The sequence below is a fragment of the Marinarcus sediminis (SeqCode) genome (assembly GCF_048571275.1).
GTDB lineage: Bacteria > Campylobacterota > Campylobacteria > Campylobacterales > Arcobacteraceae > Marinarcus > Marinarcus sediminis.
This window is the reverse complement of the sequence record NZ_CP182357.1, coordinates 1,732,153-1,744,277: the sequence shown is the minus strand read 5'-3', so window position 1 is coordinate 1,744,277 and position 12,125 is coordinate 1,732,153. Positions and strand designations below refer to the sequence as shown.

The 12,125-nt window shown below is 30.0% G+C and carries 11 protein-coding genes; all 11 read right to left on the bottom strand.

The genetic code is table 11. The annotated features are described in order from the left end of the window. Window positions 1-3: 3 nt before the first annotated feature. From rfbB to ACNI3C_RS08685, 11 genes are read right to left on the bottom strand one after another with little or no spacing between them, the layout of a single operon-like run. On the bottom strand, window positions 4-1,044 hold the full coding sequence (rfbB, locus tag ACNI3C_RS08735; protein ID WP_419769425.1) for a dTDP-glucose 4,6-dehydratase: 1,041 nt from the start codon (window positions 1,042-1,044) through the stop codon (window positions 4-6). Beyond that, window positions 1,045-1,914: a glucose-1-phosphate thymidylyltransferase RfbA gene (rfbA, locus tag ACNI3C_RS08730; protein WP_419769424.1), complete on the bottom strand. Its 870-nt coding sequence runs from the start codon at window positions 1,912-1,914 to the stop codon at window positions 1,045-1,047. Between the two features lie 45 nt (window positions 1,915-1,959). After that, complete coding sequence (locus ACNI3C_RS08725; RefSeq protein WP_419769423.1) at window positions 1,960-3,033, bottom strand: glycosyltransferase family protein; 1,074 nt, start codon at window positions 3,031-3,033, stop codon at window positions 1,960-1,962. Window positions 3,034-3,070: 37 nt separating this feature from the next. Continuing rightward, on the bottom strand, window positions 3,071-4,258 hold the full coding sequence (locus ACNI3C_RS08720; protein ID WP_419769422.1) for an O-antigen ligase family protein: 1,188 nt from the start codon (window positions 4,256-4,258) through the stop codon (window positions 3,071-3,073). Continuing rightward, complete coding sequence (locus ACNI3C_RS08715) at window positions 4,259-5,239, bottom strand: glycosyltransferase family 9 protein (RefSeq protein ID WP_419769421.1); 981 nt, start codon at window positions 5,237-5,239, stop codon at window positions 4,259-4,261. A 33-nt stretch (window positions 5,240-5,272) separates the two neighbouring features. Then, window positions 5,273-6,322: a GDP-L-fucose synthase family protein gene (locus ACNI3C_RS08710; RefSeq protein ID WP_419771450.1), complete on the bottom strand. Its 1,050-nt coding sequence runs from the start codon at window positions 6,320-6,322 to the stop codon at window positions 5,273-5,275. 18 nt (window positions 6,323-6,340) lie between these two features. Next, entirely contained in the window at window positions 6,341-7,462 is a 1,122-nt protein-coding gene (gene gmd, locus ACNI3C_RS08705; protein ID WP_419769420.1) for a GDP-mannose 4,6-dehydratase, read from the bottom strand. A gap of 38 nt (window positions 7,463-7,500) precedes the next feature. Next, on the bottom strand, window positions 7,501-8,871 hold the full coding sequence (locus tag ACNI3C_RS08700; protein ID WP_419769419.1) for a mannose-1-phosphate guanylyltransferase/mannose-6-phosphate isomerase: 1,371 nt from the start codon (window positions 8,869-8,871) through the stop codon (window positions 7,501-7,503). After that, window positions 8,868-9,893 carry a glycosyltransferase family protein gene (locus ACNI3C_RS08695; protein WP_419769418.1) on the bottom strand — a complete coding sequence of 342 codons (1,026 nt, stop codon included), beginning with the start codon at window positions 9,891-9,893 and terminating at the stop codon, window positions 8,868-8,870. The genes ACNI3C_RS08700 and ACNI3C_RS08695 overlap by 4 nt, the downstream gene beginning before the upstream one ends. A 1-nt stretch (window position 9,894) precedes the next feature. Further along, the gene (gene wecB / locus ACNI3C_RS08690) at window positions 9,895-11,031 is read right to left on the bottom strand and encodes a non-hydrolyzing UDP-N-acetylglucosamine 2-epimerase (RefSeq protein WP_419769417.1); all 1,137 of its coding nucleotides are present in this window, start codon (window positions 11,029-11,031) and stop codon (window positions 9,895-9,897) included. After that, the gene (locus tag ACNI3C_RS08685; protein WP_419769416.1) at window positions 11,028-12,125 is read right to left on the bottom strand and encodes a glycosyltransferase family 4 protein; all 1,098 of its coding nucleotides are present in this window, start codon (window positions 12,123-12,125) and stop codon (window positions 11,028-11,030) included. The genes wecB and ACNI3C_RS08685 overlap by 4 nt, the downstream gene beginning before the upstream one ends.

The following is a 12,125-nucleotide window of genomic DNA, read 5'->3' as shown; positions in this document are numbered from 1 at the left end:
TAATTATTCCAGTACATTTATATTTTCAAATGAATATTTTGTTAAATACCATTCAATTGTTTTTACAATTCCACTGTCAAAATTTTCATCGGCTTTCCAACCCAATTCATTTTCAAGTTTTGTGGCATCTATTGCATATCGTTTATCGTGTCCTGCTCTGTCTTCTACAAAAGTGATTAACTCTTTATATGAAGTCTTTTTTGGAATTTTTTTATCTAAAATTGTACAAATAGTATTTACAATTTGTAAATTAGTTCGTTCATTTCTTCCACCAATATTATACGTTTGACCTTTTTTACCTTTATGATAAACCAAATCAATCCCTTTACAGTGGTCAAGCACATATAACCAATCTCTGATATTTTTTCCATCTCCATAGATTGGAATAGAATTTCCTTTTAATGCATTTCTTATAATGGTAGGTATGAGTTTTTCATCATGTTGTTTTGGACCATAATTATTAGAACAATTAGTAATAACCGTATTCATTCCGTATGTTTCATTGTATGCTCGAATAATCATGTCACTTGAAGCTTTTGAAGCTGAATATGGGGAATTAGGTGCATAAGGAGTCGTTTCGGTAAACAATCCTACATCACCTAGTGTTCCATATACCTCATCCGTAGAGATATGATGAAATCTACAATCTTGATATTCTTGTTTGTATTTAAATGGTTGATTCATCCAATATTTATATGCCTCATCAATTAACGTAAAAGTTCCATTAACATTTGTTTGAACAAATACACCTGGATTTTTAATCGAGTTATCCACATGAGACTCTGCTGCAAAGTGTATTACACCTTGAATATCATATTCAGTAAAAATAAACTCTACAAGCTCTCGATTGCAAATATCTCCTTTGATAAACTTAAATCTCGGATTACCTTCACACTCTTTTAAATTTTTTAAATCTCCTGCATAGGTCAGTAAATCCAAATTTATTAAGTTGTATTCTGAATATTTCTCTAGAAAATATGGCACAAAATTCGAGCCTATAAAACCAGCTGTTCCAGTTAATAATATATTTTTATTATTGTGCATTTATTTCTCTTTTATTAAATCAATCAAATATTCACCATATCCATTTTTAGAAAGTGGTTTTGCAATTTCTAATACTTGCTCTTTTGAAATCCATTTGTTATTATAGGCAATTTCTTCTAAGCAAGCAATTTTATACCCTTGTCTATGTTCTATCGTTTGTACAAATTGTCCTGCTGCAATTAAACTGTCATGAGTACCCGTATCTAACCAAGCAAAACCTCGCCCTAAAAGTTCAACTTTTAATTTATCTCTTTTAAGATATTCTTCATTTACCGTTGTAATTTCCAGTTCACCTCTCGCGGATGGTTTTACATTTTTAGCAATTTCAACAACACTGTTATCATAAAAGTATAATCCTGTAACGGCGAAGTTAGATTTTGGTTTTGCTGGTTTTTCCTCTATACTTATCGCTTTTTTATTTGCATCAAATTCAACTACTCCAAATCTTTCAGGATCTTTGACTTGATAACCAAAAACAACGGCTCCTTCATTTAAAGAAGCTGCCTGTCTAAGCATTTCTGAAAAGCCTTGACCATAAAATATGTTATCTCCAAGTATTAAACAAACGTTATGTGTTCCTATAAACTCTTCACCCAAGATAAATGCTTGTGCCAATCCATCTGGAGTGGGTTGAATTTTATACTGTAAATTTATTCCCCAATTACTTCCATCCCCCAAAAGCTCTTCAAATTTATTAATATCTTGTGGAGTTGAAATAATAAGTATCTCTTTTATTCCTGCAAGCATTAATACAGATAATGGATAGTATATCATGGGTTTATCATATATTGGAAGTAACTGTTTACTTATACTTTGTGTTATTGGGTATAGTCTTGTACCAGTTCCACCAGCTAGAATTATGCCTTTCATTTATTGAACCTTAATTGTAAATTTGTATCTGTTAAAAATCATCTATTATAACCCTAAATAACCAAAAACTTTTTCATATGACTCTTTGGCTGTATATTTGGCTAAACATTTTTCATATCCATGTTGTGCTATTTTTTCTCTTTCTTCTTCATTCGCCAAATAGTATTGTACTTTTTCTAATAAATTTTCTTTGGAACTGTAGGTTTCTATATCTTGTCCTAATTCAAAATACTCTTTTAATTCATCATGATATCCGGTTATATAAAAACTTCCTGTCAATGGAACTTCAAAATCTCTACCTTTAAGAATAAAAATATCATCATTTTTTCCTACTGTGGCAAAACCTAAAACGATTTTTGATTGATTAAAAATTTTAATCATCTCATCATCGGTTGCAAATCCATTTTTCCAACCACTTCCTTTAGCAAAAACATTAATGCCGTGATTTTGTAGATATTGAATATATTCACTCCGTACTCCATAACTTGCTCCTACAAATCCGAGATCATACTCTTTATTTAAGTTCAATTTTTTATAAATCTTTTCATTCCCTGCATAATCTTTATACATAGGATGACCACCTTCAACAAGGTATTTCATGATTGCACTTTTTGAAGTTGTTAAAGAAAGGTCAAAATATTTACAAATATCTTTATTCCCTCTTCTTAAACCATCTTTCCCTTTTCTACTGACGAACTTACGTTCGTCATCCAACCCTTCATTTATCATTGGAATTCCATAAGACCTGATTTGCTTTAACACTTTTGGTGTGGTATTATGTCCCGATAAATAACAAACTATAACATCTATTTTATTATGCTGAACCGTTTTTTCTATAAAATCCAACATATTTTGATTGATCTTCTCTTTATTTTTGTACCAATCTTTAGAGTGTGCTGTTTTAGTCATTTCAAAATTAAACACTTGCCCAATCTCTTGCATTGGTTTCAAGGTATTATTCAAACTAAACGACCCATCAAAATATGATACATATATTATATTTAATTTTTTTCCCGAAAATTTATTCTCTTTTATTTTAAATTCATCTATATTTATTATTTTCTTATATTTAATTTTATAAATAAAATTTTCCAATAAATATTTTATTTTCTTAATCATATTAATTGCCTTTTACAATATATTGTCGTTTTTAACTCTATGCATTATTTATTTTACGAATTTTATCTATCCTGTCTATAAATACAAAAAGTCCAAGTAAAACAAAAGAATTAATAAAGATTTTTCCTGAAATAATGCTTTGATCAAATTGAGAAGCAACAAGAAAAAATACCAAGAGAGTAAATAATTTGACACTCTTTTGTTTTAAAATTTCTTTCACTATCATAATAAGAAGTAAAAAAAAGCTCATAAACCCAAACCAGCCTAAATCAAATAATATTTCTATTATTATATTATGAGGAGAGAAGAATGATTTTAACCCATAAATACTTGATGCATCTAATCCCCAACCAAATATTGGCTTCTTTTTTATTTGTTCAATAGAATAAAGCCAAATTTGTTCTCTATGTGAAGAGCTTCCATTCAATAGTTCTTCAAGACGATTTCCTAAATAATCTACATTAAAAAAAATAATTGTAACGATGCTTAAAATAATTATAGCAAAGACAATATATCGAACTTTAATATTTTTATAATTTAACACTGTGAAAATTAAAAAAGCAGCAGTAAGCGCCACCCAAATGGCACGCGAATAACTGAACAGTGTACAATATATAAATAATACAAATAAAGATATTAAAATTAAATTCTTTTTATTATCCAGTAGTTTCTCTTTTGTTATAGCATAAAATGAAAGAATAACTCCAACACCCATAAAAAAACCAAATGTATTTCTATTAAAAGTGGCACCTTTTAATCCTGAACGTAAATTTGCTATGTTATGTTTAAAAAAATCATAGCCCATAATACTTTGATATAAACCATCCAGTGCTTGTATGGACAGTGCACTTAAGACAAACAAGAAAAGTAATCTTTTTGAAAAAAATTCCTTCGAATAAAAATACAACAAAATGTACATAATCAAGCCATATCTATAAACATATGACAACTCTAACCGCCATGATTCACGATTTGACACATCATTGATTACATTTGATATTGTCATACTTAATAAGATTAAAGCAAAGGCAAAAAAGATATCTTTATATTTGTATAATACATCTTTGACACACTGAATATCTTTGTTTTTAATTACATAAACAATAAAAAATAGAATTAATAATATGGTTGATATTTGATAAATGGCATTTTTAAATGGAATAAAAATTACCCATATGAAAAGTAATACATTAAAAAAATTCTTAACAGTAATAAGTTCTCTCATTTATAAAAGACCTTGTATTTTCTTCATCACATCTTCAACTTTTATACTTTTCATACATTCCATATTTGTAGGACATTTTGCTTTATAACAAGGATGACAACTTATTGAATCACTTGGTTTTAAATATTCATGTGTTCCACTATAAGGCATAAACTTAGGAGAGTGTTGAATATCCGTTGAACCAAAAATTGTAATAGTATTTGTCCCAACTCCTGAGGCAATATGTGCAGGTCCAGTATCATTACCGACAAAAAGATCAACTTTTGCTAATATATTTTTCAATTGTGTTAAATTGGTTTTATCAACAAAAGATACAATCTCATTCTCCTTAAAATGATTCAATATATACTGTGCGTCTTCTATTTCTAAATTACTGCCAATTAATATAACTTTATATTTATCTATAATCAATTTTTTGATTAAATTTAGATAGTTTTCGGCACCCCATTTTTTACTCAACCACCGTTCACTGGTTCCTGTAGAAATTGCAATATATTTATTATGAGGTTCTTTAATAAAAAAATCATCTTGATTTAAAACAGGAAGCATAATTTGAGCTGATGTACTTTGAAAATAATCATTAATCATATTTTGATTCACCCAACTTATTGCTTCTATCATTTCTTGTACACTTTTAGAATGAGTTTTTATTTTTAAAATCTTTTGAAACAGATTATAGGATTTATTTACGACAGCTTTTTTATCCAGAAACATACTAATATAATGAGATGGTTTATTACATTGTAAATTAATAATTAAGTCAAATTTTTCATCTTTTAAAGTATGCCAACTTTTAAAGACATTTTGATGCATAATATATTCATTAAAGTAGTCCGTATCTTGAAATAACCCTTTTCCAACTCCTGTGGTTAACAAAGTGATATGATCATTCTTAAAAAAATATCTAAAAGCTCTAAATGTTGGCTCCAGTGTAACTAAATCACCTAAGGCAGAAAAGCGTATAACTAATATTTTTTTCATGCGTATTGTCCTTAATATATTTTGAACATAAAATTATATTGCATTTAGATACCATTTATACATTGCTTTAATACCATCTTCTAATTCAACTGTGTGTTTCCATCCCAAAGAATGTAGTTTAGATGGATTGGTGAGTTTTACCATTGTCCCATCAGGTTTATTGGTATTAAAATTGAGTGCACCTTTAAAACCTATAATTTTTTTTATAAGTACTGCCAATTCTTCTATTGAAATATCAATCCCTGTTCCAATATTAATGTGTGTATTTCTGATTTCCTTATTGTGTTCTGTATAGGTATCAGTGAATTCTCTGTTTTCCAATAAAAATACACAAGCATCTGCCATATCTTCTGAAAATAAAAATTCTCTTCTTGGTTTCCCACTTCCCCAAATTTCAACTCGGTTTTCATCTACTCCAAATTTTGATAAATATTGTTTTGCATCGTCCAGTGAATTTAAATTTAAATCTTTTAAAACTTCTTCATTTTTACCTTCATTTAAAAGTTTTGCTAAGTGTATTTTCCGTATAAGTGCGGGCAAAACATGAGACTTTTCTAAATCAAAGTTATCATTAGGCCCATAAAGATTTGTTGGCATTACAGAAATAAAGTTTGTGCCATATTGGATATTATAACTTTCACACATCTTTATACCAGCTATTTTTGCTATGGCATAAGGTTCGTTGGTATATTCTAATTCTGAAGTCAATAAACTCTCTTCATTCATGGGTTGAGGAGCATCTTTAGGATAGATACAAGTACTTCCTAAAAACAGAAGCTTTTTAACTTTGTGTATATAGCTTTGATGAATGACATTATTTTGTATTTGTAAGTTCTCATAAATAAAATCTGCACGGTAGGTATTGTTGGCAACAATACCTCCTACTTTTGCAGCAGCGAGTATGACATATTCAGGTTTCTCATTTTGAAAAAAGTTTTCAACGGCTTCTTGGTTACACAAGTCCACTTCTGAATGCGTTTTATAAACAAGATTCGTATAACCTTTTGATTCAAGGTTTTTTACAATAGCACTTCCAACGAGTCCATTATGACCTGCAACATATATTTTTGAGTTTTTATCTATCATAATCCTATATACATCCTACTCGTAATAACTCATCGTTTTATATCCACCATCTTTTAGGTAAACATCTTTTGTCATCAGTTTTAAATCTGATTTCATCATATCATTGACTAAATCTTGCAATTTATACTCTCGGTTCCATCCAAGTTTTGTTTCTGCCTTAGTAGGATCTCCTAAAAGAAGATCCACTTCTGTTGGTCTAAAATATCTAGGATCCACTGCTACTACTTCCGTTCCAATTTTAACTTGATAATCTGGATTTGAACAAGAGACAACATACCCTTTCTCTTCCACACCAACACCTTTAAATTCAAGAGCAATACCTGCGTATTCAAATGACATTTTTACAAAGTCTCTCACGGTCGTTGTTTGTCCTGTTGCAATAACCCAATCTTCTGGTGTAGGCGCTTGTAAAATCATCCACATCATTCTTACATAATCTTTAGCATGTCCCCAATCTCTTTTTGCATCAAGGTTCCCAAGATAGAGTTTATCTTGCAATCCCAATGCAATTTTTGAAGCAGCTCTTGTGATTTTTCGCGTAACAAAGGTTTCACCTCTTACTGGACTTTCATGATTAAATAAAATTCCATTACAAGCAAACATGCCATAAGCTTCTCTGTAATTTACAGTAATCCAATACGCATACATTTTAGCCACTGCATAAGGACTTCTTGGGTAAAAAGGTGTTGTCTCTTTTTGTGGAGTCTCTTGCACTTTTCCAAAAAGTTCAGAAGTACTTGCTTGATAGATTTTTGTTTTTTTTGTTAGTCCTAAAAGTTTAACTGCTTCTAAAATTCTAAGTGTTCCTGTTCCATCAGCATTTGCAACATATTCAGGTGTTTCAAAGGAAACTGCTACATGACTCATAGCAGCAAGATTATAAATTTCATCGGGTTGTGTCTCTTGAATAATACGAGTAAGGTTCATAGAATCTGTCATATCACCAAAATGCAAAATAAGATTTCTATTTTCAACATGAGGATCTTCATAGAGATGATCTATTCTATCTGTATTAAACAAAGAACTTCTTCTTTTTATACCATGTACGATATACCCTTTTTTGAGTAAAAATTCTGCAAGATAACTTCCATCTTGTCCAGTAATTCCTGTAATCAATGCTACTTTTTGTTCTGCCATATTTATTTTTATCCTATTACGTAATTATTATATTATATTTAATTTCTACTAAAATCATCATCAAATCTGATGATATCATCTTCACCCGTATATTCACCCACTTGTGCTTCAATAATGATGAGTGGAATTTTCCCTTTATTTTCAAGTCGGTGCAGTTGTCCTGCTTTAATATAGGTAGACTCATTTGGGTTTAACGTAAAAGTATCATTGTCTATTGTTACAATTGCACATCCAGATACTACAATCCAGTGTTCATTTCTATGCACATGCTTTTGTAACGAGAGTCTACAATTAGGTTTTACCTCTATTCTTTTGATTTTATATCCATTTGAGTCTTCTAAAACAGTGTATGTTCCCCAAGGACGATGACCTGTTAAGTGAATGTTATGAAGTTGGGAATTAGATGTTTTCAGATGTTCAACGACTTTTTTTACTTTTTGTGAAGAACCTTTTTTAGATAACAGTAGGGCATCTCCTGTATCAATAATAATAAAGTCTTCAATATCAATGGTTGCGATTTTTCGTTCAGTTCCATAAACCAAATTATTTTTACTGTCAATTGAAATGAGATTTTGATTTAAAGTATTGCCATTTTCATCTTTTGGTAACTCTTCATACAAAGAATCAAAGCTTCCTACATCACTCCAATTTATATCACTGGGTACTACTTTTACTTTGGAAGATTTTTCCATTACAGCATAATCGATTGAGTCTTCTGGAATATCCAACATATCAGCATGAGCAATTCTTAAGAGTTCTTTTTTATTTGCATTATTAAATGCGAATAATGATTTTTCATAAATCTCGGAAGAGTGTTTTTTGAGCTCTTCTAAAAAGACTCCTGCTTTAAAACAAAACATTCCAGAGTTCCAATAGTAGTTACCTGCTTTTAAGTATTGTGTTGCAGTATCAAAATCTGGTTTTTCGTGGAAGGCTTTAACATTAAATCCGTCTGCTTCAATATATCCAAAGCCCGTTTCAGGAAAAGTAGGATTAATTCCAAATGTAACTAAATAGTTCTCTCTGGCTAAAGTTTGAGCAATGTTGATAACCTTTTGATACTCTGTTTCATTTTTGATGAGATGATCACTTGGCGTTACCAATACGAGTTCTTCTTTATCTAAAGAAAAACAGGCCAAGGCAATTGCTGGGGCAGTATTTCGTCCAATAGGCTCAAGGAGGTATTTATTATTGGTTTTATTTAATTCTTCTAGTTGATCTAAGGCTAAAAAATATTGTTCTGAGTTTGAGACTATAAATTGAGAATGACAAATTTTTGAATTTCTTTCTACGGTTAATTGAAAAAGTGATTTGTCATCAAAGAGTTTGACAAATTGCTTTGGCATTAAAGTTCTACTTATGGGCCAAAGTCTTGTTCCATTGCCTCCGCATAGAATTAGGTTAGTCATTTAAATATTCCTTTTATTTCAAATTCTTTCCATTCATAATTATCGCTGTATAAAAGATTAAAGATTGATTCAATCATATACTTTGTTATTCTAGTTGAGTTATAAGAATTATGAGCTCTCTTCCATCCATTATACGCAATTTCTCTTCTTTCTTTGTCATGCTCTAAATAGTAATTAACTTTTTCTTCTAAATCTAAAAAATCCTTAAAATAAACTATTTCATTATCATTAAACAATATTTCCATATCAGGAATTTTAGGACTTAAAGTCATTACTCCTTGTGCTGTCAGTTGAATAATTCTATCTGAAGAATATAAAGAAATATCATTATATCTACTGTAATTAATTGCCATTTTAGAATTAAAGAGTAACTCTAAATAATCATTTCCTAAAATCAAGGTATCTTTACTGTTTCCAAAAAGTTTAAAATTGATATTTTTAAAATTATTAAGACTCTCAATAAAGTTTTTTCGAGCACAATCATTTCTTCCTATAAAAGTCAAATCATATTTATACTTTTCATTTTCAAAAGAACTGCTTCTTTCAATAGAATCATCACAAAGATTTGGCAAATAATAAAAGGCTGTTTTTTCTTCAAAAAACTGTTTATAATAACTTGGATTTGTTGTTGCAAAAAAAGCATCTAAATATTTTATTCGGCTTTTAATATGCTCTATTCTTTCAAATGGATCGACCCACCACATTGCAATTTTTATTGCAGGAAATTCATTTTTTATAAGTTCTAATGTCGTGTCATAAATCAATTCAGAATGCCCTAATAGAAGTAAATGTGGCTGAATATTTCTAACTGTTTCAATTAAAGCTCGGTTCATTTTTTTTGCACCTGACTTTTTACTTCTAAAAAAATTTAATGATTTAGAAACTTCTCGATAACTGAAATTATAGACAAAATGATTATTTCTTATTAAGCCATTTGATATTATTCTATCAATTGCATAAAAAACATCTCCATTTTTTGACTCACTAAAATTAGCACAATGAACAATTTTGAAAGATTCCATTTTATATCACGTCCTTTATAAACGCAACAATTCTTTCAGAAGCTTTTCCATCACCATAAGGATTATGAGCTCTACTCATCTTTTCATATTCCATTTTGTCATCTAAAAGCTTCTGCGCTTCTGCAATAATTATTTCCAAATTTGTTCCTACGAGTTTGACAGTTCCTGAAGTTACAGCTTCTGGTCTTTCAGTTGTATCTCTCATTAAAAGTACTGGTTTTCCAAGACTTGGTGCTTCTTCTTGAACTCCTCCAGAATCTGTAATAATAAAATATGCTCTGTTCATCATATATATAAAGTTTTCATATTGTAAAGGTTTTATTAAAAATACATTATTTATATTGGACAATATATCATGTACTGGCTTTTGTACATTTGGGTTTAAATGCACCGGATAAACAATATCAATATCTGGATTGTTTACAGCAAGTGTTTTTAATGCATTACAAATATTGATAAATCCTTCTCCAAAATTTTCACGTCTGTGTCCAGTAACTAAAACCATTCTTTTTTCATCATTTATCTTATATTCAGAGTTTATAGATTGAATAATCTTATGTTTTAATTCTTGATTGTTTTCTATTTTATCTAATGCTAAATACAAAGCATCAATGACAGTATTCCCAGTAACAAGAATATTTTGTGGGCTTTTATTCTCTTTTAAAAGATTATCTCGACTTGTAGTCGTTGGTGCAAAGTGATAGTTTGCCAATACACTTGTTATTTGCCTATTGGCTTCTTCTGGCCAAGGGCTATAAATATCACCTGTTCGAAGACCTGCTTCTACATGACCTACTTTTATTTTGTTATAAAAAGCAGCTAAACTTGAAGCACTTGTTGTTGTTGTATCTCCATGAACAAAAACAATATCTGGTTTAAAATTATTTAAAACATCTTTTAAGCCCAAAAGAACACTGGTCGTCACATCATATAAATCTTGCCCCGCTTTCATGATATTCAAATCATAATCAGGTTTTATTTCAAAAATTTCCAACACCTGATCCAACATCTCTCTGTGTTGAGCAGTTACGCACACTTTTGTTTCAAAGTTAGCACTGTTTTTTTTAAAGGCTTTTACCAATGGTGCCATTTTTATGGCTTCAGGTCGAGTTCCAAAGACAATTAAAATTTTTTTCATTTATTCATTACACCCTTGTACTCATTTAGTGTCTCTTGAGCAATGGTATGCCAATCAAAATGGGCATCTACCATCTCTTTTGATTTTTCTCCCATTTTTTTAATATCAGAGTTTAATAACAAATCAATTTTTTTGGCCAAATCTTTTTCATTGGCACTTTGGCATAAATATCCATTAACGCCATCTTTTATAATCACAGGTATTCCACCTACAGTTGTTCCAACTAAGGGAAGTGATGCTGCCATGGCTTCAAGTCCACTGATACTAGTAGCTTCCATGAGTGATGGTAAAATAGATAAATCAGCAGCACTATAATACTCTACAATTTCATGATGTTGTTTTGAACCTAAAAGAAAATATCGGTCTTTAAAATTTTGCTCTAAAATATTTTTAATTTCATCATACTCTTCACCATTACCAATAAAAAGCAGTTTCAAATCTTTATTTTGAATATATTGTGTTGCCAAAGCCAAATATTTAACACCATTTTTCCAAACCATTCTTCGTGTTACTATGGCAAGTTTTGTATTTTCATCTATTCCAAGTTGATTTCTTATCGCAGTTCTTTTTTCTTCATCTCTTGAAAATCGTGAAGATATAACCCCATTTGAAATAAAAACTTTTTTTGCTTTGACTTTAAAAGGCACTTCCAATAACTCTTCACTGGGGGCTAAAAAAAGTTGTGGTTTATCAAACAGTCGTTTTAACAAAGGAATTCTGTATCCCCCTTTTTTAATTCGTTTTAAATATCCTGAAGTGTGATTGGTATAGACCATGGGGATACCTTTGATATTATAAAACTCTAAAGGACGCATTCCATGAATGTGAATAATATCAAACTTCTCATTTTGAATTAAGCGCTTAATAAATTGATTGATTTGATACCCATAGGTGAATCCCACATATTTTAAATCAAATCGATAAATATCTATTCCCTCAGAAACTTCATGTCGCTTTTGTGTTTTATCCAGCAATTTGGTTGCCACACTGACTTTACAACCAATATTTTTTAATGCTTGTGATAACTCATACACATGTGCTGTAATTCCACCAATGGTGGGAGGGTAATCTATACTTACCATTAATATATTCAA

What these genes read in the sequence shown, in the direction of transcription:
- rfbA (WP_419769424.1), bottom strand. Translation starts at nt 1,914, where the DNA reads ATGAAAGGCATAATTCTAGCTGGTGGAACTGGTACAAGACTATACCCA.
- ACNI3C_RS08715 (WP_419769421.1), bottom strand. Translation starts at nt 5,239, where the DNA reads ATGAAAAAAATATTAGTTATACGCTTTTCTGCCTTAGGTGATTTAGTT.
- rfbB (WP_419769425.1), bottom strand. Translation starts at nt 1,044, where the DNA reads ATGCACAATAATAAAAATATATTATTAACTGGAACAGCTGGTTTTATA.
- gmd (WP_419769420.1), bottom strand. Translation starts at nt 7,462, where the DNA reads ATGGCAGAACAAAAAGTAGCATTGATTACAGGAATTACTGGACAAGAT.
- ACNI3C_RS08725 (WP_419769423.1), bottom strand. Translation starts at nt 3,033, where the DNA reads ATGATTAAGAAAATAAAATATTTATTGGAAAATTTTATTTATAAAATT.
- wecB (WP_419769417.1), bottom strand. Translation starts at nt 11,031, where the DNA reads ATGAAAAAAATTTTAATTGTCTTTGGAACTCGACCTGAAGCCATAAAA.
- ACNI3C_RS08700 (WP_419769419.1), bottom strand. Translation starts at nt 8,871, where the DNA reads ATGACTAACCTAATTCTATGCGGAGGCAATGGAACAAGACTTTGGCCC.
- ACNI3C_RS08695 (WP_419769418.1), bottom strand. Translation starts at nt 9,893, where the DNA reads ATGGAATCTTTCAAAATTGTTCATTGTGCTAATTTTAGTGAGTCAAAA.
- ACNI3C_RS08720 (WP_419769422.1), bottom strand. Translation starts at nt 4,258, where the DNA reads ATGAGAGAACTTATTACTGTTAAGAATTTTTTTAATGTATTACTTTTC.